Consider the following 23,652-nt stretch of genomic DNA (forward strand, 5'->3'; position numbering starts at 1 on the left):
TGATGACCGGTTAGGTAGGAGATCCAGGCATTTTCAGCGACGGCGGGTTGGCCGTCGGGTCCGCGCATCATCTTGAGCAAGGGCGCGGTGGCGGGGTCGTCGCCGATGTAATCGAAAGTCTCGATGCGGGCGTGGCCCTCCATGTTCGACTGGCCGGCGAGGATGAAGACCTTGAGCGGCTTGGCTTCGGCGCAGACGGTGGCGAGGAGGAGGGAGGTGAGGAGGGAGGCGGTGGGTTTCATGGGTAGTGCCGAGTGAGAAGTAAAAAGTGGAAAGTGGGGAGATTGAAGAGTGGGGTGCTTGCGAATTCTTAAGTGAGGGATTTTTTCATTTCTACGGTGAGATCTGCAAGGATGAGGTCGATTGGCAGGACTCCGAATTCGGTCTTCTTGAAGTTGGGCTTTCGGGCGTCGAGCATCACAAGGTCTTCTTCGTCGTGCCACCACGCGGAACCCATGAGTTGAATGGGCAGGTTCTGCATCGAAGGCGAGATGCGTTTCCAACCCGCATCTTCCAGAACGTCACGGATCTCGTTCTCGGTCGGCTCGCCACCCCGCAGTGTGGGCTGGGTGATGACAAATCGATCGCCCCGGGTGAGTGCGACAATCCGGATGTCATCGCCGAACATCTGGTTCTGCAGTTCGAGCCTCCGTAAGTATTCGGTGGGCAGGGCCCGCTCGATCCCGAACCTGCCTTCTCGGGTCACGATCGGCACCCAGGCCTCGTTCTTCTGATGTTTCTCGACCCGCTGTCCGCGGAATCGGACGACATGCTCGGTGCCACGGGCATCGATATTCGTCGTCTTCGGAAACTCGACGGAGCGGAGAAGTCCGGATTCGGCTACCGCTTTTTGCTGGGCTTTGAGGACTTCGAGACGTCCTTTGCCTTGGAAGAAACCCGTAGTTCCACCGGAGTCTGCGCCACAAATTGCGCGCGCGACATCACCCGGGAGGAGGAAAGAGCCCTCGCCTCGCTCATCTGCTGGGCAAGTTTCCTGTGGATCTCGGTTTTCGGCATCGCCAGTCAAGGTAGGTTGAAGCTGGCGGATTTACGAGCAGATTTCCATTCCTAAGGCAGAGTAGGTGGGCTGCAAACGTCTCAGGTCGCTGCCCTTGCACGAATGGAGCGGAGCGGTTTTGGGCAGATGAGGGATGCGATCCCGGGCTCGTTATTGTCGAAGGGGCCGGTCCTCGAAAACAAACATTCATCTAGCGGTCGACAGCTTCTCGGCGGGTTGGATCCCGGATGTGAGTTTCTTGCGGTCCTTGGCGAGCGCGCGGAAATCGCATTCCACCTGGAGACCGTGCCAGAAGGTGTCGGTTTGGCCAAAGAAGGCGCCGAAGCGCAGCGACATGGCAGGCGTAATGGAGCGCTTGCCGTGGACAATCTCATTGATGGCGCGTGGTGCGACACCGATGGCTCGAGCCATGGCATTCTGGGAGATGCCCATGGGTTTGAGATATTCCTCAAGAAGGATCTCGCCGGGTGTGATCGGTGACTTCATGAGTATAACGTATGACGTTATAGGGGTGTCGTCAATGGTAGTCGCAAATGGCCACATCGGCACGTCATCGGTCCAGCGGAAGACGACGCGCCACTGGGAATTGATTCGGATGGAGTGGAAGCCGGCAAGGTCGCCCTTGAGGGCTTCGAGGCGATTGCCGGGTGGGACCTTGAGGTCGGAAAGTTTGCCCGCCTGATTCATCTGAATCAGCTTCCGCAGGGCGACACGAGCGATGGCGTTGTAGCGGCGGTTCCGTTCATTGCGGAAAAGCAGCTCGGTGTCGCGGTCGGTAAAGTTGCGGATCATGGGGTTGGGGGAGCGAGAAGACCGGGCCGTTTCGCCGAGGTTGAGGCAGCGCGATGCAATCCCGCGCTCCTCAATCGAAGAGATCCAGCTGCGGTGGATTCGGTTCCGGCGCGTTCTTGGGGCGGGTGTTCTTTGCCTTGGGGCCACGCTTCTTCGCATCAGGCTTGGCGCTGTGCATCTCGAGGTGGGAGAGGATGTCCTTGGCGCGTTCGATGATGGGCTTTGGCAGGCCCGCGAGGCGGGCGACTTGGATGCCGTAGGATTTGTCGGCGGCGCCGGGGAGAATTTTGCGTAGGAAGATGATCTCGTCGTTCCACTCGCGCACGGCGACGTTGTAGTTCTCGACGGCGGCCTTGGCGTTGGAGAGGTCGGTGAGCTCGTGGTAGTGCGTGGCAAACAGGGTGCGGCACTGGATTTCATCGTGCAGGTGCTCGGCGACGGACCAGGCGATGGAAAGGCCGTCGAAGGTGGCGGTGCCGCGGCCGATCTCGTCGAGGATGACGAGCGATTGGTCGGTGGCGTGGTTGAGGATGAGGGCGGTCTCATTCATCTCGACCATGAAGGTGGACTGGCCGCGTGAGAGGTCGTCGCTGGCGCCGACGCGGCAGAAGATGCGGTCGACGAGGCCGATGGTGGCGGACTCGGCGGGGACATACGCGCCGATCTGGGCCATGAGGGTGATGAGCGCGACCTGGCGGATGTAGGTGGATTTGCCGGCCATGTTGGGGCCGGTGAGGATTTGGATGAGGGAGGGGTCTCCGGTTGCCTGTTGCTCGGGGGGGTGGGGTGACGTTTGTGGTTCGGCGGGGGGGGAGGGGCGAGCTGAAGCTCGCGGTCCGTCTGGGGGTGGGATGAAGAGGGTGTCGTTGGGGACGAATTTTTCGTCGACGAGGGTTTGTTCGAGGACGGGGTGGCGGCCGTTGTTGATTTCGAGGTGGCGGCTTTCTTCGAGAACGGGGCGGCAGTGGCGGTGGGTCTGGGCGGTCTCGGCAAGGCCGGCGAGGACGTCGAGCTCGGCGACGGCGGCGGCGGTCTGTTGGAGGGCGTCGAGGTGTTCGCAGACCTGCTTGCGAAGTTCGAGGAAGAGCTCGTATTCGAGTTTTTTGGAGCGTTCTTCGGCACCGAGCACCTTGTTCTCCATCTCCTTGAGCTTGGGGGTGATGAAGCGCTCGGCGTTGGCCATGGTCTGCTTGCGCGTGTAGTCGTCGGGGACGGTCGCGGTGGCGAGCTTGGCGGCGGAGATTTCGATGAAGTAGCCGAAGACGTTGTTGAATTTGACTTTGAGGGTGTCGATGCCGGTGCGCTTGCGCTCGTCTTCCTGAAGCTGGGCGATCCACTGTTTGCCATCGGAGGAGGCGGAGCGGAGTTCGTCGAGCTCGGCGCTGTGGCCTTCTTTGATGAGGCCGCCGTCTTTGAGGGTGGCAGGTGGTTCGTCGGAGAGGGAGGACTCGAGAAGGGTGGTGAGTTCGGTGAAGTCGTGGAGACGATCGGAGTGGGAAGTGACGAGTGACGAGTGAGAAGTGGAGGAGGTGCCGCCTTCGGCGGATTCGGTGGGGGGCTCCGCGGGTTGGGGGGCGCGACTGGAGTCGCGCGCTCCGTCTTGAGAGTGACTGTCTCCTAGGGCCACAGGCGGGACGCCTGTGCTCCTTGAGTTGGGGGACAGGCTGGCGAGGTCGTCCTTGAGCTGGGGGATGTGGCTGAGGGAGATGGCGAGGGCTTGGAGGTCGCGGGCGTTGCCGGCGCCCTGGCTCAGGCGGGAGGTGGTGCGTTCGACGTCGCGGATGCCTTGCAGGGACTCGCGGACTTTGGCGAGGATGAAGGGCTCGGCGAGGAAGGCGGCGATCATTTCCTGGCGGGCGAGCAGGGGTTGGAGGTCGCGTAGGGGGTGAAGGATCCAGTCGCGCAGGAGGCGCGCGCCCATGGGGGTCTTGGTGCGGTCGAGCACACCGAGCAGGGTGTGCTTGCGGCCGGAGCGGGACTCGACGAGGTCGAGGTTGTTCTGCGAGGCGGCGTCGATGAGGACGAGGCGGTCGTTCTCGCGGACTTTCAGCGCGCGCAGGTGCTCACAGGGACGGCGAAGCTGGTGGATGAGGTAGTGGAGGATGGCGCCGGCGGCGCCGGTGGCGGCGTGCATGTCGTCGCAGCCGAAGCCGGCGAGCGAGTGGACGCCGAAGTGGTCGCAGAGGAGCTGGCCGGCGGGCTCGGGGAGGAAGGCGAAGGCGTCGTAGTCCTGCGCGGCGGGGATGGCGGCGAAGTGCTCGATCTGGTCGTCGGCGTAGAGGAGCTCGGAGGGGGTGAGGCGGGCGAGCTCGTCGTCGAGCGATCCGCGCGTGGTGAACTCGGCGACGCTGAATTCGCCGGTGGTGTGGTCGACGCAGGCGAGGCCCCATTTTTTTCCCATCTGATAGACGGCGGCGAGGTAGTTGGGGCGGTTGTCCTCGAGGAGGTTGTGCTCGATGATGGAGCCGGCGGAAATGATGCGGGCGATCTCGCGCTCGACGAGTTTCCCGGGGATGGGCTCGGAGGTTTGCTCGGCGATGGCAACGCGCTTGTTCGCTTTGACGAGCTTGGCGATGTAGGCATCGGCGGCGTGGTAGGGCACGCCGCACATGGGGATGGAGTTGCGCCGGGTGAGGGCGACATTGAGGATGGGCGCGGCGGTCTGCGCGTCCTCGAAGAACATCTCGTAGAAGTCGCCGAGGCGGTAGAGGAGCAGGACGTCGTCGGGCAAGGAGCGGCGCATCGTTTGATACTGCGCCATCATGGGGGTGAGCTTCTTGCCTGCCATTGGTGGGAGGATGAACGCCGGATCTGGCTGGGCCAATGTTGAAGTGGGGGGAAGTTTGTGGAGGCCCGCTGCGCGGGAGTGAAAAGTGCCCCGCCGTCGCTCTCCGAGCTATGGCGGGCAGGCGAGTGAGAAGTGGAAAGTGCCGGGATGGGGGAGCCCGCTGCGCGGGAGTGGAAAGTGCCAAGTGAGAAGTGGAAAGTGCCGGGGTTGGGGGGCTCCGCGGGATGGGGGCTTGGGTTGTGGGCTTGGGTTGTGGGCTTGGGTTGTGGGGCGGGTTGTGGGGCGGGTTGTGGGACGGGTTGTGGGACGGGTTGGAAACCCGCGCTCCTGATGGGGGGTGGGTGCGGGTGGGGGGAATTGGCTTGTCAGGGGGTGGGGGGGTGATGTGTTTCTCGGGGATGCGAAAGGCACTCTCTGGCTTGGCTGTGGTGGTCTCGGGCTCTCTGGCCATGGCGGATGTGACGTTTGTCTTCGATTATTCGGGGAGTGTGGAATTCAACGATCCGACACTGGGGGCGGCCCGCAGGGCGGCGCTGGAAGATGCGGCGGGGAAGCTGGGCCGGGTGTTCGACCACACGCAGACGGTGAATATCGAGGTGACGAGTGTGAATGACGTCAACCAGGGGTTCCTGGCTTCTGCCTACACCGAGTATGCTTCTCCGGCCCTGACCTTCTTCGGCTACTGGGAAGGGGTGGTGATGGACCGGATCCTGACGGGGGTGGATGCCAATGGGGGCCTGGCGGATGGTGGGGTGGAGGTGAATTTTGGCTACACGTGGGACCTCGATGATGATGTGTCGCCCGGGGCGTATGATTTCAAATCGACGATCATCCATGAGCTGCTGCACGCGGTGGGGTTCCTGAGTGGGGTGATGTTTTCGGGGGAGGATTACTGGGGTGATGCGCTGGGTGACCCGAGTGTGTGGGATGTGTTCGATGACTATTTGTGCAACAGCGCGGGGACGCCGTTGATCGATGATGTGACGTTCGAGCTGGATGTGCCTTTGTGGAATTCCGTGCGGACGGGTGGGGCATCGCCGGGGAGTGGGTTGTTTTTCAACGGGCCGATGGCCATGGCGGCGAATGGTGGCCAGCCGGTGGGGTTGTATTCTCCGGGAAGTTGGGAAGAGGGGAGCAGCGGGAGCCATCTGGATGATGACAACCCGTCCTTGGAGGGCTCGCTGATGCTTTCGGGGCTGGCCCCGGGCAAATACCGGCGGAGTCTAACGGACATCGAGCGCGGGATCCTGATGGACATCGGCTATTCGCTCAATCCGCTTCTGGACCCGGCGATCGAGGTGACGGCGGTGAATCCGGGGACGTCGGTCACGCTGCAACTTTCGGGCCCGGAGGACCGCTGGTATGTGATCGAGGTCTCCGAGGATCTGGACGATTGGGATGACCTTGATACGGTCGAGTTGCTCGGTGGATCGGTCTCGGTGCCGGTGCCGATCACGGTGTCGGACACGAAGCTGTTCTTCCGCATGCGCGAGACGAGCGGGCCACCTGCTCCGGCCTTCCTGCGGATGGGGCCGGTGCAGCGGGTGAAGCGTTAGTCGTTCTGCGCCTCAGTGCCGGAATTCGCCGGCGACCTGGGTGTCCATGATGCCGAGGTGTTTCTCGATCTGCTGCTCGAGAAAGATGGCCTGATCGGGATCGGTGATGTTCTTGATCAGGGTCTGACGCTGGTTGCCGGGGGTGACGGCGGTGAGGTGGTAGCGGACGCTGGTGCCGTTCTTGCCGCGGCTGACCTTTTCCTGGCAGTAGAGCTGCTGGAGCTGGTCGCGGGAGAGTGTCTGGTTTCCCCGCCATGGGAGGGGGCCGTGGCGGATGCCGATGCCGCTGGGGCCGGCCTGGACGACGGTGGAGTTCAGGAAGGTGGCGAGGACGCTGTAGGCGACTGCGATGCCGACAGCGGTGTGGATGAGGCCGAAGGCGGACATGATCCACATGCCCTGAGTGATGGCGATGCCATGCCACACGATCATGAATCCGTTCCAGAAGATGCAGAAGAAGAGGAGGAAGAAGACGGCGGGGGTGAACCAGCGCCGGGTGATGACGAGGTCGGCACCTTCATGGCGGGTGGTGAAGCCCTTGGGGAGTCCGACTTCGGGGCGGGGGATGGCTTCCGCCGGAGCTACGGGAGCTGCCGTAGGTATGGCGAAGAGGGCGTTGCAGTGGCGGCAGCGGGCGGCGGCGAGCTGTGGTGAGATGTCGGCGGGGTCGAGCTGGGACCCGCAGTTCCTGCACTTGAGCTCGATGAGCTGGGGAGCGTTGCTCATGCGTTCAGGGCGCGGAGAAGACGACGCGGAAACCAAGATCGGGCCGGCGCTGGAGTCGATCATTCGTCCACTGTCGCTCGAGGGCACCGGCTCCGGGCTGGAGGTAGGAACCGCCGATGATGACGAAGCGTCGGGCGCCGAGCGGGTTGGCGGGATTGAGGGTCGGGCGGCGGATCCACTCGGACACGGAGCCGGCCATGCCGCGGAGTCCGATGGGGGTGCGGTCGTCGGTGCCGATGTCGATGACGGAGCTCCAGGGTGCGGGCTGGAGGACTTCGGGCTTCTGGTTCTGGGTGCGCAGGGCGGCGAACCATTCCTCCTGGGTGGGGAGTCGGCAGCCTTTCCAGTTGCAGTAGGCGGCGGCGTCCCACCAGTCGATGTTGACGATGGGATGGAAGGTGCTGATAGGCTTGTCCTGCCAGGTGCCTTCCGCCTTGGCGGCGGCGAGCATGGCCTCCCAGTCGTCGGGCAGGTGGTCGGCCTTCTCGGCGGGCTGGCCTTCGAGGTCGAAGACGGTGCGCTCTTCGGGGTCGAGCTGTTCGAGGACTTCGAGGAAGTTGTGGTATTCGCCGATGGTCACTTCACAGGCGGCGATGCGGAAGGCGGGAAGCTTCTCGGTGCCGCCATCGTGGGTGGGGTGGGATCCGCCGGCGATGCTGACGGGTTCCGGGATGACGGGCAGGCTGGGAGGGGGGCCGGCGGGGCTCTTCGGCCGCATCACGAGGAAGAGGATACCGAGAATGATGACGGCTCCCACGGAGCCGAGGATGGCCGGCATGGGGGACTTCTTCGTGGGGATGCTCTGCTGGGTCTGCGGGGTGTTGGCGGGTGCGCTGGCTTCGAGCAGCTGGCCTTCGATCTGTTCTCCGTAGGCGCGGACCTGATCCCAGGTGAGGGGCTGGTCGATGCCTTCGCCGCGCATCCAGGCGAGCACGGTGAGGACGCGGCTGGCGCCGGGGTGGCCATCGGCGACGAGGGCGGGCAGGCTCTGGCCGAGGCGGGCGATGTCGGCCTGCTCGGCTTCGGGGTCCGGGGTGCCGTGGCGGGCGATATTGTCGATCCGCACGACGCCGTGCTGGTCGAGGTGAATGGCCGACGGGGTGAGGGGCTCGGTGGCGACGGCGGAGGTCGACAGCTGCATCATGGCCTCGGCGGTGCGCCGCAGCATGTGGGCGAGGTCGCCGGGCTTCAGCGGTTCATTGACGGCCAGTCGGTCGGCGAGGCTCTGGCTGCTGATGTGCTCGAGTGCGACGAAGCACTGGGTCTCGTCGGAGACGGCTTCGAAGACCGAGCCGATGAGCGGGTGGTCGACGCCGGCCTTGGCGCGGACGTCGGCGAGGAATGCGTCGCGATGGGTGAGGTCGGTGAGTTCAATGAGAATCACCGGCCGTTGGACGGACGATTGTTCGGCGAGCCAGTGAGCCTGGCCGCCATGCTCCGAAATGATTTCCTTGAGGAGGTAGTCTCCTAGCTGGCGGGCTTCCATGGGTGGTGTGAATCAGCGTTCTGGTAGAGGGGGCAGGCCGGGCAGCGGGATCTCGTCCACGAGGGGAGGGAGAAGGGGCATGTTCGGATCAAAGTCGGGTGGAAGCAGTTCGCGGTCCAAGAAGAGTGGGTCGAGGCCGGCGGGCTCGGGGCCGATGGTCTGGGTGGCAAGGTGGCGTGGCCATGCCTGGCTGTCGATGAGTTCGTTCTTGAACATCAGCTTGACGACCTGACCGTAGTATTTCCGCCGTCCGAAGAGGTGGGAGCGCGAGGGGTCGGGCTCGGGAAGGATGTAGGTGACACGTAGTAGTTCCTCGCCGCCGAGCCAGTCGATGCCGCCGCTGATCCACTCGACGGTGGTGCTGGAGTCGGGGCTGGCGGGGATGGGGTCGCCGGTGTTCGGCTTGTCGAAGAAGTCGACCTGGACGAAGAAGTCGTCGGCCTCGGGCTCGGAGCCGGGTGCGGCGCTGACGGGAATGGTGAGGACGACGCGTTCGCCGTTCTGGAAGGTCTCGTCCTTGAAGATGCGGGTGCGGCCGAGGGCGAGCTTGCCGCGGAAGTCGGCGGGGCGGGCGATGCCATCGCGCAGCTTGCGTGCGGCGAGTGGGTAGAGGGCGCCGGCGCCGGTGGTTCCGAGTTCGAAGACCTTCTGGTAGGATTCTCCGGCCTTCTCGGCGAGGGTGGGATCGAAGGCGGCCATGGTTTCGTAGACGAGGCCGAGCTCGTAGTGGACGTTCGGTTCGTCGGGGGCCTTGGCGCGTGCTTCTTCGAGCTTCACGATGGCGCTGCCCATGTCCTCGGCGACGCGTGCTTCACGGGCTTCCATGACGAGGCGCTCGACGACGGGGTCGGCGATCGGCGGGGCATCGAGTGGGCGGGCCGGTGGGAGGGTCGGGATGGGCGGGAGCTCGGGTGGTGGCGGCAGAGCGACGACGGGTGGAGCGGGCTCGTCGGGGGCGACGGTGGGCTCGGGGGCGACATTGATCAGGCGGGTGACGACCCTTTCCTCGACGCGCACTTCGCGGGCGGCCTCGACGCGCACGGAGACGGCGAGCCCGGCGATGAGGATCTGGACGAAGGCCACCATGCCGAGTGTCCAGCAGGACAGGTGGAAGCAGACGTGGCTGGGTTTAGTCTTCGACATGGGGGGCACGCTAGAGGACCGGGGGCGGCGGGGCAAGTGACTAGGATGTCGGTGCGATGGTCTGAAACTTGGCGCTTGGCAGGCGGGTCGTTGGGGTTTCTGGTGCGGGCGTGAAGTCGCCGGTCACCCGGAGTTCCCGTGAGTTGCAGTCGCTGACACCGATCGAGGTGGCGGCGGGCCTGCAGCATCGGCCGGGGATGGTGTTTTTCGACACGGCGGGTCACGTGCCTTCGAGCTACGGCAATCCGGTCTCGATCGTGGCGGCGGATCCGTGCGAGGTGATCCGGGGGTCGATCGCCTGTGCGGCGGACCGGGATGCTCTGCGGCGGATTCTGCTGGAACGTTCGTCGGGGCCGTCGGCGGACCGGGGTTTCCCGCTGGGTGGGCTGTGTGGATGGGTGGACTATGAGGGGGACTTCGTCTTCGGGGACTATCCGGAAATGCTGGTCCACACTCATGATGGTGGCTGGCACGAGCGCGGCGGGCTTTCTGCGAAGCTGAGGCTGGCGGAGGCCGAGGCGGTGCGGCTGGGCCCGATCGAGGCGGGCTGGACGAAGGCGCGGTTCGAGGCGGCGGTGGGGCGGATCCGTGAGTGGATCGCGGCGGGTGACATCTATCAGGTGAACCTGGCGCAGGGTTTCGAGCTGAGCGTGGAGGGCGGGTCGTTGTTTCCGCTGTATGAGAGGCTGAGGGCGGCATCGCCGGCGCCGATGGCGGCGTGGATGTCGCTGGCGGGGCGCGAGGTGCTGTCGTCATCGCCCGAGACCTTCCTGCGGATGTCGGGGGGCGGGATCGAGGCGCGCCCGATCAAGGGGACGCGGCCGCGGTTTCATGATGCGGCGGCGGATCGTCAGTCGGCCTATGAGCTGCAGACCTCGCCGAAGGAGATTTCCGAGTTGGTGATGATCACCGATCTGCTGCGCAACGATCTGGGGAAGGTGTCGGAATTCGGCAGTGTGGCGGTGGAGGAGATGCTGCAGCTCGAGACGCTGGAGCAGGTGCATCATCTGGTATCGACGGTGCGTGGGACGATGCGGCCGGACGTGGATGCGATCGACGCGCTGGCGTCATGTTTCCCGGGAGGGAGCATCACGGGGGCGCCGAAGAAGCGGGCGATGGAGATCATCTCGGAGTTGGAAGGCGAGGCGCGCGGGTTGTACTGCGGGGCGATCGGATACTTCGGCTATCATGGGGAGAGCCAGTTCAACATCGCGATCCGGACGATGGTGCGGGAGGGTGGACGGCTGAAATTTCACGCCGGTGCCGGGATCGTGGCGGATTCGGACCCTGAGAAGGAATATGAGGAAACGCTGCACAAGGCGGAGGGGATCCGGCTGGCTTTGGAAGGATTCAACTGCGGATAGGGCGGGAGGGGCGGTCAGCGGAAGAGATTGCGCACCCGGGTGAAGATCGGGGGTATGGCGCATCCTAACAGCAAGCCGCACGCGAGGTGGAAGGTCCATGGCCGGCGGCGATGGATTTCAAGGAGCGGGGGGTCTTCTTCCCAGGAATAGATGTCATCGGAAGGCCCGTCCCCGAGGTCGAGCAGGCCGTTGGGGCCGAGACTGTAGAGGCCGAACTCATCGGGGCATGCCGGACCACGGATGTATTGGTAGGGGTTCTGCCAGGGGTCCGTGGGGATCTCATCGAGTATCCTTTTCCAGCGCGTTGATGACTTGAGAGTGGCGGGCGGATGGACGAGTGCTCGTAGTCCTTCCTCTGTCGTCGGGTAGCGGCCGGCATGGGTGTGGAATATTCGCAAGGCGGCACCGACGGAGTTGAAGTCGCTGTGGGTTCGGGAGCTGCGCGTGCCGTCTCCGGTGCAGCGGATGAAGGAAGTTAGTGTTAGATAAGCCAGGAGGCATGCGCCCATGATGATGAGCCAGCGTTTGATTCGGCTTCGGGTGTGGGCCATCAGGTGGGTAACGCCGTGGAGGGTGGTAATTGTCGGTGGGAGTGAAGCCCGCGGTGCGGGAGTGACGGGTGAAAAGTGAGAAGTGAAAAGTGGGGGGTGCCACCTTCGGTGGGGGAGGTGGGGGCTCCGCTTGCTCGTTGCTCCGCTTGCTGTGAAGCGGGTTGGAAACCCGCGCTCCTGAGGGGGGTGGCTCCTGAGGTGGTGGCTCCTGAGGGGGGTGGTCAGGCGTTGGGTTCGTCGTTGCGGACGATGGTGGCGGTCTTGCGCAGTTCGCGGGCGATGTCGGCGAGGGCCTGGCGTCGCTGGGCCTTGAGGGCGAGGGGGGCGACTTCTTCGGCGAGTTCTTCGAAGGGGGGGATGCGCTCGGGTTCCAATTGCTGGATCCAGACGAGGTGCAGTGCCTGCTCGTAGAAGAAGACGGGGCTGACTTCCTTTTCGCGGAGCGAGAAGAGCATGGCCTCGAAGGGGTTCAGCGGGCGTTCGTAGTCGATCCAGCCGAGGTCGATCTGGCCATCCTCCTTGGCGGTGTGCTCGCGGGCGATGTCGGTGAAGCTGGCACCATCGAGGACGGCTTCGCGAAGTTGTCGGAGTTGCCGGTGGTCTTCATCGGGCCGTGGGCCGGGGAAGCGGACGAGGTGGAGGACGTGGGCGCGTGCGGTGGTGCGGAAGTCCTCGGCGTGGGCTTCGAACCAGGCGCGGTGGTCGGCCTCGGTGAGTTCGGGAAGGTTGTCCCACACGGACTCGGTGAAGCGGTCCATGCGGAGGCGTGCGGTGAGGTCGCTGCGGATTTCGTTGCGTCGCTGTTCGAGGAGGTCCCAGGAGGCGCCGTGTTCGCGCCATTCGCGCAGGGTGGCCTCCATGGCGGTGCGGACGTCGTCCTTGCTGGGCTCGGGGATGCGGCGTTCGGCTTCCTGGGAAAGGAGGACGCCTTCGATGAGTTCTTCTTCCGCCTGGCGGTAGAACTCGGGGTCACGCTCGCAGCAGGAGGCCTCGGTGCGGGCTTCTTCCGCTGACTTGATCCGCTGGAATGCTTCCCGGAGCAGTTCGGGATCGAGTGCTTCGCCGTTGACGGTGGTCACTGCTGGGTGTCTTGAAAGCGGCCGTCGCGATCGGTGGGGCCTTCGAGATACTTGCCCTGCTCGTTGCGGTACTTTTCGGCGAGGCGGCGGGCTTCATCGAGCGGCAGGGGCAGCTCGGGAGCTTCTTCGACGGGTTCGGTCGGCTCGACCGGGGTCGGCTCGGTCGGCTCGGTCGGTTCCGGTGTGGAGGGCTCGACGGGGTCGGGCGAGGTGCTTGGGAGGCCGCCGCCTCCGTAGTATCCGCCGTTGCCGTTGCTACGGGTGAATTCGCGGTTGAGGGAGTCGTAGGTTTCGATCCAGCCGCTTGGGTTGGTTTTCACCGCGGTGCGCAGGTCTTCCTGCATCTTGGTGATGGCCTTTTGCCGGGATGAGGTGACTCGTGGCTGCTTGGCGACGAGGCCTGGTGGCAGGCTGGCGGCGCGCTGACGGGCGGCGGCGAGGCTGGCCTGCTGGGCGGGGGTGAGGAGCCGGTTGAGGTCTTCGCGGGTTTTCGCGAGCTCGGTGGGCTTGGTCGGGGTGCGGTCGGTCAGTTTGACGGGACCGGTCGGACGCGGAGAGGGGCTGGTGGAGCGTCGGGCGCCCACTTTGCTGGCCGGGCGATTTGAGAAGCGGGCGGCATCGTCGTCGCTGCCGGGGGTGCCGGGCGCATCGACGGAATCCGGACCCAGCATGGCCCAGGCGCTGAGCCCGAGAGCGAGCACGGCGGCACTGGAGATGAGAATCTTGGTGGGTTTCATCGGTCGGTCAGCAGGGGAACGTCGCCGCGGGGGCGGATTTGTCTATGCTTGGCGGATCGCGGTGACGGCGGCGGCCATGTCGGGCGCGCCGAAGGTGGAAGAGCCTGCAACGAGGACATTGGCACCGGATTGGACGCACTGCGAGGCGGTTTTTTCGCCGATGCCGCCGTCGACCTCGATATGGAAGCTCAATCCGCGCTCTTTCCGCAGGGCGGCGGCGGCTTCGATCTTGGGCAGGACTTCGGGCATGAATGACTGTCCGCCGAAGCCGGGGACGACGGTCATGCAGAGGAGCAGGTCGATTTGGTCGAGGTAGGGTTCGGCGGCCTCGATGGGGGTGGCGGGGTTGATGGCGAGCCCGGCGAGGCAGTTGGCGGCGCGGATGCGCTTGAGGGTCTCGGCGACGTCGTGGTCGGCCTCGACATGGACGGTGATGAGGTCCGATCCGGCGGCGACGAAGCGGTCGAGGTAGTGGTCGGGCCGGGAGATCATGAGGTGGACATCGAGGTAGATGTCGTTGTGTTCGTGGACGGCCTGGATGATGGCGGGGCCGAAGGAGATGTTGTCGACGAAGTTTCCGTCCATGACGTCGAGGTGGAGCCAATCGGCGCCGGCATTGATGGCGCGGGTGACTTCTCCGCCAATGTTTGAGAAATCGGCAGCGAGGAGGGATGGGGCGATGACTCGGTCGTTGAAGGTCGGCTGGATCACGGCGGGACTCTGAACGGGGATCGCGGAACTTCCAACATTGAACATCGTGGAGCGCGCTTTCAAGGTCGGGCCCGTGGAAGAGGGCATCGATCTGCTGAGTGACGATTATTTCATGGGTCAGGCGCTGCGTGAGGCGCGGCGGGCCTATGCGGCGACGGAGGTGCCGGTGGGCTGCGTGATCGTGCGTGAGCAGCAGGTGATCGGGCGGGCGTGGAATCAGGTGGAAACCCTGAAGGATGCGACGGCGCATGCGGAGATGCTGGCGCTGACTTCGGCGCAATCGGCGCTGGGGGATTGGCGTCTGGAGGGCTGCACGCTGTATGTGACGAAGGAGCCGTGTCCGATGTGTGCGGGGGCGATCGTGCACTGTCGGCCAGACCGGGTGGTCTTCGGCTGTCCGGATGACAAGGCGGGGGCGGCCGGGGGCTGGATCAACCTGCTGCAGTCGAATCCACCGCTGAACCACCAGTGCGATGTCTCGAGCGGGGTGCTTGGCGAGGAGTGTCTGGCGCTGTTGCAGGGGTTTTTCCGCGAAGCGCGGGAGCGCAACAAGGCGGCGAAGAAGGAGAGGCAGGCCCGCGAACTCGGTGAGGGTGATGCGTAGGCTGACGGCTGGGCTGCTGGGGGTGGGGCTGGGTGTGCTGACGGGCTGCAGCACGGTGGGATTCTATTCGCAGGCGGCGATCGGGCAACTGGAGGTGCTGGCGAAGCGGGAGCCGATCGAGCGGGTGATCGCGGACACGGAGGATGAGGATTTGCGCGAGCGGCTGGAGCTGACGAAGCGCTTGCTGGCCTTTGCTGAGGCGGAGCTGAAGATGCCTTCCGGCGGCAGCTACGAGCTGTACACGGCGATCGGGCGCGAGCATCTGGTGTGGGTCGTGCATGCGGCGCCGGAGCTATCGATGGAGCCGAAGCGCTGGTGGTATCCGGTGGTGGGCAAGCAGGCTTACCGTGGTTTTTTCCGCAAGGAGATGGCGGAGGCCGAGGTCGCGCGGCTCGAGGCGGACGGGCTGGAGACCTGGGTCGGTGGGGTGGATGCGTTCTCGACGCTCGGGTGGTTCCGGGACCCGGTGATGGACACCTTCGTGCGGCGTGACGAGGTGGACTACGCCGAGTTGATTTTCCACGAGCTGGTGCACCGGAAGTATTACGTGGCGGGCAAGACGGAATTCAACGAGGCGATGGCCGAGGCGGTGGCGAGGGAAGGGGTGCGGCGGTGGTTCCGGGCGACCGGGCGGCCGCGGTTGGCGGCGCGCTATGACTTGCGGCTGAGCAGGATCCACCAGGCGCGGGAAGCGATCGGTGGGGCGGCGGAGAGGCTGGAGGCGGTCTATGCGCGCGATCTGAGTGATGCAGAGAAGTGTCGGCTCAAGGAACGGGAGATCGAGCGCCTGAAGGTGCGTCTGAGGGAGCTGCGGACCGAGTGGGGCCGGGGGCTGACGTCGTGGATCGAGGAGCCGATCAACAATGCGCGGCTGAACTCCTTCACGACCTATGAGGCGGGTGTGCCGCGCTTCGTGGCGCTGATCGAGGAGTGCGATGGCGACTTCGAGCGCTTCTGGGTGCGGGTGAAGGAGTTGGATGACTGAACCGGCGGCGGGGGTGGGGGTTCCAAAGTTCGTGCCAAATTGATCGACATATTCTTCGGTCGGTGACGCGTATCTTTAGGTCCTTTCCTTTTTTCGCCATGAAACTCCTCAGCCTCCTCTCTCTCGCCCTTGTTGGAAATCTAGCGGCTGCGCCGCGCCTCTTCGTGGATGGTGGAACGATCGAGCCGGGGATGCCGATCGAGGTGATCCTCGACAAGGAGGCCTGCCCGGCGGACCGGATTGGCAAGGTGGCGGCGACGAAGTGGCTGTCGATCGAGCCGGCGTGGAAGGGGAAAACGGTGTGGAAGGAGGCGAATGTGCTGAGCTTCGAGCCGTCGGAGGCCCCTGCGCTGGGGACGCGATATACCTTTACCCTGACGGGGAAGCACATCCATCTGGATGGATCGGCGGTGCCGGCGGGTGAGCTCGGTCAGGCGGCGACGCCGAGGTTCCGGGTGGACTACGCGACCTGGCTTCATCGCTATGAGAAGGACTGGTCGCCGCGGACGGGGGCGTGGTTCCTGCGCTTCAACGATGCGGTGAATGCGGATCAGGCTGCCGGGTTCTTTTCGTACAAGGACAAGAGCGGGCGAACGGTGGCGGCGAAGGTGAAGCCGGCGACCTTTGGCGAGCTCAAGCATCCGGGCTACGTGGTGGCGACCTATCTGAAGCGCTGGGAAGCGGCGATCGCGGGTGAGTCGCTGGAGCCGGACCTTTCGCCGGAGGCGGTGGTGCCGACGGGGCTGATCATTTCGCCTGCGGAACCGCTGCCGGTCGGGGGGGACTGGCGACTGGTGATGAAGGAGGGCTTCAAGGGGGCCGCGGGGAAACCGGCGGGTGAGAGCATCCGGCATGTCGGTGACATCAAGGCGCTGAAGGTGCAGGACGTGATGGCACGCACCGTGGCGGACGAGCCGCGCCGGGTGGTGGTGGATTTCAATCAGAAGCTCCCCAGCGAGATCGCTCCCGAGATGATCACGCTGGTGCCCGAGGTGCCGGAGCGGAAGCTCGAGGTGCACGACGATGAGCTGCATGTCCTTGGGGATTTCTCCGAGTATGCGCAGTGGACGGTCAAGGTGGCGCCGGAGGTGGTGTCGTGGGACGGGCGCCAACTGGGGCAGCCACACGAAAGGAAGATCGAGTTCAAGCGACTGGCTCCCGAGGTCGGCCTGCCGAGTGAGGACGAGACGCAGTTGGCGAGTGGCTCGAGGATCTACCGGGTATCAACGGTGAATGTGGAGTCGCTGAAGTTGAGGATCAAGCAGCTGGACGGTGAGCAGTTGATCCGTGCCCAGCAGGGGTATCGCTACTACACGGGAGATGGTCCGGACGGTGAGCAGATCCGGCCGACCCGAATGATTCCCTACGAGATGATGGTCGGCAAGACGGTGGTGGATCTCGACATCCCGCTGGAAGGTGGCCTGGACACATCGAAGCAGTTGGTGATCGATTGGGACGCGGTGATCGCGGGCGATCCGAAGCCCTATCAGATCGGCAAGGCGGGTGAGCCTGCGGCGAAGCCGGGTCCGCCTGCGGCATTCTTCGTCGAGATCGTGGGAGTTCCGCGGGACGGATGTGGGGCGAAGAAGAAGCCCGCGGTGCAGTCGCTGGTGCAACTCACCGACATCGGGATGGCCTGGAAGATCACGGGCAACGAGGCACGGGTTCTTGCGTTTTCGTGCAAGACCGGGCAGCCGGTCGAGGGGGTGGCGATCGAGGTCTTCGGTGAGGATGCGGTGAAGCTGGGTGCGGTGGAAACCGACGCCTCGGGGATGGCGGTGCTCGCCAGGGATGAAGCAGCCCGCCACTTGCGTGCGGTTCGTGGCGCGGATCAGTTCAGTGCTCCTTTTGATGCCTCCTTGCCGACCGTCGGCCTCTGGCGATTCCCCGTGCGGTATGCCTGGAACGAGCCGCCGATGGAGAAGCGGCGGGTGTTTCTCTTCACCGACCGCTCGCTCTACCGGCCGGGTGAAACCGTTCATCTGAAGGGGCTGGTGCGCCAGCAGGATGGAAACGAGATCAGGATGTCGGAAGGTGATGGCGTGAAGCTCCGCGTCAGCAATCCCACGGGCCGCGACATCATCGAGCGCGACATCACGGTCTCGGAGAAGGGTTCATTCGACGAGACCTTCACCCTGCCATCGGAGACCACCGGGTATCATCAGATCTGGGTCGAATGGACGGCGGAGGCCGAGGCGGCTGCGAAGTTGACCAATTGGGTCGACCGCAGTCATGCGCTCGAGAGTTCCCGGTTCGCGCTTCCGCTCCGGGTCGAGGAGTTTCGACGGAATGCCTTCGAGATCACGCATGAGACCACGGCCCCGAAGCCGGGGGACGACGAGGTCATCCTCGACCTGGAAGCGGCCTATTTCCACGGTCAGCCGGTGGCGAATGGCGAGACCGACGTGTGGACCCGCGTGCAGGACGAGAATTTCTACCCCGAGCGGTTCCGTGATTATCTCTTCGGAGATCACCGGCAGCCGGATTTCGGATACTGGTTCCACTATTTCGGATACCGTTGGCAGGACGACTATGGGTCCCGTAATTCGACCAGTGAATCGGAGGAGATGCAGCTCGATGGGGATGGCCGGGTCCAGGTGAAGGCGGTTGTTCCCGAGAGCGAGTTTCCGATGCTGCGCCGGGTGACGATTGAAACCACGGTCACCGATGCCAACCGTCAGACCCTGAGCAAGAGCACGGGCGTGATCGTGCATCCGTCCGCCGTCCACGCCGGTATCGCGCGGTTGGACCGCCTGGTGCGGGTGGGTGACGAGGTGCCGCTGAAGGTGCTGGCCGTGACCCCTGAGGGTGAACGGGTGACGGAAGCCGTGACGATGTCAGCCACCCTGACCCGTGAGGTGAACGAGCAGGTGAGGATGCAGCACGCGAATGGCCGGGGTGCGGTGCGCAATGAGTCCCGTGCAGAGGAATTGAAGAAGGAGACCCTCGAGCTTGCGGCCGGCGGTTCGACGGAGTTGATGTTCGCGCCCACGAAACCGGGGCTGCACACGATTGAGCTTCGCGGGGCCGATGCGGAAGGGCGGCCGTTTGCCACCGCCACGACGATCCATGTGTATGGGGCCGATGAGTATCCATGGGCCTACGAGGATCACATGCGGATCAAGTTGGTGGCGGAGAAGAAGCGCTATCAGCCGGGCGATACGGCCCGCGTGCTGGTGCTTTCGCCGATCGAGGGCAAGGCGCTGGTCACGGTCGAGCGAGAGGATGTGTCGCGCTCCTTCCTGACTGATCTGAAGGCGACGGAGCCAGTCATCGAGATCCCGATCGGGGACGAGGATGCGCCGAACTGCTACGTGTCGGTGCTGGTGATCAAGGGAGCGGAGGAGAGCCTGCGCAAGCACAAGGAACCGCAGCTCCGTCTGGGCTACTGCGAGCTGATGGTTGAGAATGTCCGCGACCGTCTGGCCGTCACGCTCGATCCGCCGACAGGAGCGGAGAAGGACGGATTCCTGCCGGGTTCGGAGATCGGCCTGACCGGCCGGGTGACGCTGGCGGATGGACGCCCGGCTGCGGGTGCCGAGCTGACGATCTATGCGGAGGATGAAGGTACGCTGTCTGTCGTAGGTTACGACACTCCCGAGCCGATGAATTTCTTCTATGACCCGCGCCTGCTGCGGGTCGAGTGCGGGACTTCGCTGGGGAACTTCATCCCCGAGGCACCGGATGAGCAGACCTTCTTCAACAAGGGGTTCTTCATCGGTGGTGGTGATGGTGGCGCGGCGAATGCGCTGGAAATTCCGCGGCGTGATTTCGATCCGTGCGCGTTCTGGATGCCATCCGTGGTGGCCGGGGCGGATGGTCGTTTCGAGCTGAAATCGAAGCTGCCGGATACCTTGACGCGCTACCGTCTGATGGTGGTCGTGCACCATGATGCGACGCGTTTCGGCCACGCCGAGGATGAGTTCTTGGTGAACAAGCCGGTAATGCTCGAGCCACAGGTTCCGCGCTTCGCCCATGAAGGGGATACCCAGCAGATGAAGGCGCTGCTGCAGAATGCGTCCGATCAGTCAGGCACGTGGGAGGTGACGATTCTCCCGGATGCCTCGTCGAGCGAACCGGTGGCGGTGCTGTCGGATGGAGTGAAGCCGGCGGTGACCGTCGAGCTCGAAGCGGGCAAGTCGGCTTCGGTGATGTTCCCGGTGGAGTACCGGACGACGGGGCGTGCCCTGATTCGCTGGAAGGCGGAGCCGGTGCATCTGGCGGGCCGCGATCAGCATCCGGATTTCCGCAGGCTTTCGGATTCGGTGGAGTCGAGTTTCGACGTCGAGTATCCGGTGCCGCTTCTCCGGCAGAACCGGATGGTGCGTTTTGAGGGTGCGGATGGAATGCGCGACCTTTTGGATGATCTCGATCCGCGCTTGCTCGGTGGTCGAGGTGAGATCGAACTGGAAGCCAGCCGTTCACTGCTGCTGGAAGCGGGTGGCGCGGTGGATTACCTCATGCAGTATCCCTACGGTTGTCTCGAGCAGACGACTTCGTCGCTGATGCCGTGGCTGGCGGTGGAACAACTCCGGGAGGTGTCCCCGGCTTTGGCACGGTATTCGTCCGAGGAGGTTGAGAAGGTGGTCCAGCAGGGTGTGGACCGACTGATCGCGATGCAGAGGCAGGATGGTGGATTCGGTTACTGGCATGGGGCGACCAAGTCCAACCGGTGGGCGAGCAGTTATGCGGGTCTCGGTCTGATTCTGGCTTCCGAGTCTGCGACGGTGTCGCCGTCGGTGATCGATGCGGTGGCGACGTATCTGCAGAAGCAGCTGCGCGAGTTGCCGAAGGAACCGACTTCGGCGGATCTCGAGATCACGGCCCGGGACCTGTGGGTGCTGGCGCTTGCCGGAGAACCCCAGCAAGCCTACGTCAACAAGCTGTGGCAGGATCCGGCGCGTCTGAGTTCGCGTGCGCGGTGTTTCCTGGCGCTCGCGGAGATTGCGGGTGGTCGGGTGGATGTGGCGGAGGCGATCATGCGCGATCCTACGCCGTGCACGGTGGCGGACAATTCGTGGATGCGTTGGCGTCCGGATGAAGGGTTGCAGCTTCTGGTGTGGACGGCGATCGATGCCGAAGGCAAGGAAGCTGCGGATGCGATCGTGGATCTGCTGCAAAGCCGCAACCCGTATGGGCACTGGCGGACGACCTGGGTGAATGCCTGGTCGCTCATGGCGCTGGGTGCGTATGCCGAAGCTCGCGGTGAGATCACCCCGACGACGATGGCGTGGAGCGAGATCGAGCCTGGCGGCGTGGAGGACAAGGGAGAGGTGATCCTCGACCAGGAAAATCCACTGCATTCCCAGTATGTGCCGCTTCATGATGAGCTGAAGTTGAGTGCCGGGGCGGATGGTGAGGCCTACCTGCGGGTGCGCCTGTCGGCGAAACCGGAGTTGGCCCCGGTCCAACCGGTGGCCACGAACGGACTCGAGATCACGCGGTTCTATCAGCGGGTTTTGCCGGACGGTTCGACCGAACCCCTGGGCATTCCCCGGGTGGGGGATCTGATCCGGGTGGATCTGCGGGTGAACCTGCCGAAAGACGACGAGCGCTATCTGGTCGTCGAGGACCGGTTGCCATCGGTATTCGAGGCGATCAACAATTCCTTCGAATCACAGGCTGCTCCGAAGGCTGCGGGGAGGACGAGTGAATCGGCGTGGTCGATCTCGCACAGTGAGGTGCGTGACGATCGGGTGATGTTCTTCTTCGACCGCATCTACAGCCGTGGCACGCGCACCCTGACCTATCTCGCCAGGTGCACGATGGCGGGGAAGGCATATGCGCCGTCGGCCAAGGTCGAGGCGATGTATGATCCGGACCACACCGCGCTGTCGGCGAGCCGTCAGTTTGAGGTGCCAGTGACTCCGTAATGGGAAGGAAGCGTCAGCGGCGGCGATGGCTGTGGATCGGTCTGGCCGGCATGGTGTCGGTCTGGCTGCTGGGCTGGTATGTCGTGCCGTGGTGCGTGGCCCTGCCGGAGGGGCTGGACGAGGTGAATGCCTCCCCGCGCCTGCTGGATCGGGACGGGCACGAGCTTCATCACCTGACCTTGCCGGATTTCACCCGCCGCACACCGGTTTCCCGGGACGACCTGCCGGAGGATCTGGTGGCCTGCACGCTGGCGGCCGAGGACAAGCGCTTCCGGAAGCACGGGGGCATCGATGTACTGGCGACGGCGCGGGCGGCGCGCGACTGGTTGTTGGAGGGGCGGCAGGTGTCCGGGGCATCGACCGTGACGCAGCAGCTCGTGAAGCTGGGCCAAGAGCCACAGTCGAGAACGCTCAAGGTGAAGCTGATGGAGGCGCTGCAGGCACGCCAGTTGGAGATGAGGTGGGGCAAGGATGAGATTCTCACGGCCTACTTCAATCGTCTGGACTACGGCAATCGCCGTATTGGTCCGGTGGAGGCGGCGAGGTTCTATTTCCAGAAGCCGCTCAATCAGTTGTCGCTGGCCGAGTGCGCGTTGCTCGCCGGCTTGCCCCAAGCGCCGTCGAGGCTGGATCCGGTTGATCATCCGGAGCGGGCGCTGGCAAGGCGGGCGGTGGTGCTGGATCGGCTGTCCCGGCTGTCGGATGACGCCCGCATCGCCAAGGCGAGGGATGAGGAACTGCTTCTGCGGCCGCTGATGGATGAGCCGATGGCTCCATGGTTGCCGACCATGGCGGTGGGGGCGGGGGTCGAGGTGCGGACGACGCTGGATCGCGATCTCCAGCAGACGTTGGAGGGCATCGTAGCCGATGAACTCGAGCGATTGAAGGGCTCCAATCTCCAGCACGTGGCGATCGTGGTGCTCGACAACGAGCGGAGTGAGATTCGTGGGCTGGTTTCGTCCGGCAACTGGGATGATCCGAGGGGAGGTCAGATCAATGGAGCGCTGACGCCACGCTCACCGGGTTCCGCGCTGAAGCCATTCACGTATCTGCTGTCGTTCGAACGGGGCGGGCGTCATCCGGGGTCGATCATTGCGGACATCCCGACCCGGATCCGGACGGTGGAAGGGCTCGATGCCCCGGAGAATTTTGACCGGGCATTCCGTGGCCCGGTGACGGTCCGCCGCGCTCTGGCGTGTTCCCTGAATGTGCCGGCGATGCGGGAGCTGAACCGGCTCGGCGGGCCCGAGCCATTGCACGGGTTGTTGGTCGAGCTGGGATTCGAGTCGCTGGGAGACGACCCGGTCGAGCATGGCTTGGGGCTGACGCTCGGGAATGCTCCGGTGACCTTGCTGGAACTGGCGGAAGGATACGCGACGCTGGCTCGCGGTGGTCGGCATCGGTCGGCGACCCTGGTGGCCAAGGACGGCGTAGATCGGCGCGTCTTCTCCGAGCGTTCGGCCTGGTTGATCACGGACATCCTGGCGGACCCGGTGGCGCGCACGCCGTCGTTTGGTCGGCGTGGTCCTCTGGAACTGCCGTTTCCCTGTGGGGTCAAAACCGGGACGTCCTCGGACTTTCGCGACAACTGGTGTGTCGGCTACACGACGGACTACACGGTGGCGGTGTGGGCGGGAAATTTCGACCACTCACCGATGAAGGGGGTTTCCGGAGTGGATGGTGCGGGGCCGATTTTCCAGCGTGCGATGCGGTGGCTTCATCGTGAGGAGAAGCCATCTGCGCGTGAGCGGCCGGCGGGTCTGGTCCGGCTGCGGATGGATCCGCGCAGTGGTCGCCTTGCCGGTGGGTCGCATACGGTCGACGAGTGGGTTCCCGATGGGCTGGACCTCCTGCCGGCGCGCCCGGAGGACTACGATGAGGCGGGTCGGCTGTTTCTGGATGAAACGTATGCCGAGTGGTTGGCCTCCGAACACAACCAGCGGAGGTCCGAGTTTGCCGAGAAGCCGGCACGCCCGGCGGACACTCCGCTGCGCGTTCTGGCGCCGCGCGCTGGGACGGTCTACCTGCTGGATCCCGAACTGCCGAATGGCGGGAAACTGCGGCTTTCCACCAATTTGCCCGGTGTGGCCGAGTGGCAGTGCTCGACGCTGCAACTGGACTGCAGTGGCAGCGAGCCTGTGGCACAACTCGAGCCGGGCAGCCACCGACTTGCTCTAACAGACCGACGTAGTGGTGAGACGCGCGTGATCCGGATCGAGGTTGAGGAGCGGTAGTGGTG

Annotated in this window: 18 protein-coding genes; 7 read left to right on the forward strand and 11 right to left on the reverse strand. The window is 64.5% G+C overall.

What is annotated here, in order from left to right:
• Together JIN81_RS12050 and JIN81_RS12055 are read right to left on the reverse strand one after the other, a co-directional pair.
• Positions 1 to 242 (reverse strand): sialate O-acetylesterase (locus tag JIN81_RS12050; protein WP_234044810.1); only part of this gene is annotated, 242 nt, incomplete at its 3' end.
• Between the two features lie 68 nt (positions 243 to 310).
• Positions 311 to 706, reverse strand: a complete 396-nt coding sequence (locus tag JIN81_RS12055) for a hypothetical protein (protein ID WP_200279742.1) — start codon at positions 704 to 706, stop codon at positions 311 to 313.
• A gap of 27 nt (positions 707 to 733) precedes the next feature.
• On the opposite strand from JIN81_RS12055, the gene JIN81_RS12060 reads away from it, so the two are divergent.
• A complete protein-coding gene (locus tag JIN81_RS12060; RefSeq protein WP_200279745.1) occupies positions 734 to 1,072 on the forward strand; it encodes a hypothetical protein in 339 nt (112 codons plus the stop codon).
• A gap of 132 nt (positions 1,073 to 1,204) precedes the next feature.
• Here JIN81_RS12060 and JIN81_RS19655 read toward each other — a convergent pair whose 3' ends face one another.
• Together JIN81_RS19655 and mutS are read right to left on the reverse strand one after the other, a co-directional pair.
• Complete coding sequence (locus tag JIN81_RS19655; protein WP_234044816.1) at positions 1,205 to 1,810, reverse strand: HigA family addiction module antitoxin; 606 nt, start codon at positions 1,808 to 1,810, stop codon at positions 1,205 to 1,207.
• A gap of 70 nt (positions 1,811 to 1,880) precedes the next feature.
• A complete protein-coding gene (mutS, locus tag JIN81_RS12075) occupies positions 1,881 to 4,598 on the reverse strand; it encodes a DNA mismatch repair protein MutS (protein ID WP_234044817.1) in 2,718 nt (905 codons plus the stop codon).
• A gap of 398 nt (positions 4,599 to 4,996) precedes the next feature.
• On the opposite strand from mutS, the gene JIN81_RS12080 reads away from it, so the two are divergent.
• The gene (locus JIN81_RS12080; protein ID WP_200279750.1) at positions 4,997 to 6,154 is read left to right on the forward strand and encodes a hypothetical protein; all 1,158 of its coding nucleotides are present in this window, start codon (positions 4,997 to 4,999) and stop codon (positions 6,152 to 6,154) included.
• Between the two features lie 12 nt (positions 6,155 to 6,166).
• Here the strand turns inward: JIN81_RS12080 and JIN81_RS12085 are convergent, their stop codons facing one another.
• From JIN81_RS12085 to JIN81_RS12095, 3 genes are read right to left on the reverse strand one after another with little or no spacing between them, the layout of a single operon-like run.
• Positions 6,167 to 6,880, reverse strand: a complete 714-nt coding sequence (locus JIN81_RS12085) for a hypothetical protein (protein ID WP_200279753.1) — start codon at positions 6,878 to 6,880, stop codon at positions 6,167 to 6,169.
• 4 nt (positions 6,881 to 6,884) lie between these two features.
• Positions 6,885 to 8,366 (reverse strand): SUMF1/EgtB/PvdO family nonheme iron enzyme, encoded by a 1,482-nt coding sequence (locus JIN81_RS12090; protein WP_200279771.1) that lies wholly within the window; start codon positions 8,364 to 8,366, stop codon positions 6,885 to 6,887.
• A gap of 12 nt (positions 8,367 to 8,378) precedes the next feature.
• Positions 8,379 to 9,509: a tetratricopeptide repeat protein gene (locus JIN81_RS12095; protein ID WP_200279774.1), complete on the reverse strand. Its 1,131-nt coding sequence runs from the start codon at positions 9,507 to 9,509 to the stop codon at positions 8,379 to 8,381.
• 110 nt (positions 9,510 to 9,619) lie between these two features.
• Here JIN81_RS12095 and JIN81_RS12100 point away from each other — a divergent pair, with 110 nt between their 5' ends.
• Positions 9,620 to 10,873, forward strand: a complete 1,254-nt coding sequence (locus JIN81_RS12100; protein ID WP_200279777.1) for an anthranilate synthase component I family protein — start codon at positions 9,620 to 9,622, stop codon at positions 10,871 to 10,873.
• Positions 10,874 to 10,887: 14 nt separating this feature from the next.
• Here the strand turns inward: JIN81_RS12100 and JIN81_RS12105 are convergent, their stop codons facing one another.
• The 4 genes from JIN81_RS12105 to rpe form a co-directional block, all read right to left on the reverse strand.
• On the reverse strand, positions 10,888 to 11,382 hold the full coding sequence (locus tag JIN81_RS12105; protein WP_234044818.1) for a type II secretion system protein GspG: 495 nt from the start codon (positions 11,380 to 11,382) through the stop codon (positions 10,888 to 10,890).
• Between the two features lie 263 nt (positions 11,383 to 11,645).
• A complete protein-coding gene (locus tag JIN81_RS19490) occupies positions 11,646 to 12,503 on the reverse strand; it encodes a peptidylprolyl isomerase (RefSeq protein WP_200279790.1) in 858 nt (285 codons plus the stop codon).
• Complete coding sequence (locus JIN81_RS12115) at positions 12,500 to 13,240, reverse strand: restriction endonuclease subunit S domain-containing protein (RefSeq protein ID WP_200279793.1); 741 nt, start codon at positions 13,238 to 13,240, stop codon at positions 12,500 to 12,502. The genes JIN81_RS19490 and JIN81_RS12115 overlap by 4 nt, the downstream gene beginning before the upstream one ends.
• A 42-nt stretch (positions 13,241 to 13,282) precedes the next feature.
• The gene (gene rpe, locus JIN81_RS12120; RefSeq protein ID WP_325100881.1) at positions 13,283 to 13,951 is read right to left on the reverse strand and encodes a ribulose-phosphate 3-epimerase; all 669 of its coding nucleotides are present in this window, start codon (positions 13,949 to 13,951) and stop codon (positions 13,283 to 13,285) included.
• Between the two features lie 46 nt (positions 13,952 to 13,997).
• Here rpe and tadA point away from each other — a divergent pair, with 46 nt between their 5' ends.
• From tadA to JIN81_RS12140, 4 genes are all read left to right on the forward strand, one after another.
• Complete coding sequence (gene tadA / locus JIN81_RS12125) at positions 13,998 to 14,555, forward strand: tRNA adenosine(34) deaminase TadA (protein ID WP_325100882.1); 558 nt, start codon at positions 13,998 to 14,000, stop codon at positions 14,553 to 14,555.
• Complete coding sequence (locus tag JIN81_RS12130) at positions 14,548 to 15,540, forward strand: aminopeptidase (RefSeq protein ID WP_200279799.1); 993 nt, start codon at positions 14,548 to 14,550, stop codon at positions 15,538 to 15,540. Before tadA ends, JIN81_RS12130 begins: the two co-directional genes overlap by 8 nt.
• Before the next feature lie 98 nt (positions 15,541 to 15,638).
• Positions 15,639 to 21,413, forward strand: a complete 5,775-nt coding sequence (locus JIN81_RS12135; protein ID WP_200279802.1) for an alpha-2-macroglobulin family protein — start codon at positions 15,639 to 15,641, stop codon at positions 21,411 to 21,413.
• The gene (locus JIN81_RS12140) at positions 21,413 to 23,647 is read left to right on the forward strand and encodes a transglycosylase domain-containing protein (protein WP_200279820.1); all 2,235 of its coding nucleotides are present in this window, start codon (positions 21,413 to 21,415) and stop codon (positions 23,645 to 23,647) included. Before JIN81_RS12135 ends, JIN81_RS12140 begins: the two co-directional genes overlap by 1 nt.
• Positions 23,648 to 23,652 lie beyond the last annotated feature (5 nt).

Origin of the sequence: Haloferula rosea, from assembly GCF_016595525.1 — a bacterium.
GTDB classification, from domain to species: domain Bacteria; phylum Verrucomicrobiota; class Verrucomicrobiia; order Verrucomicrobiales; family Akkermansiaceae; genus Haloferula; species Haloferula rosea.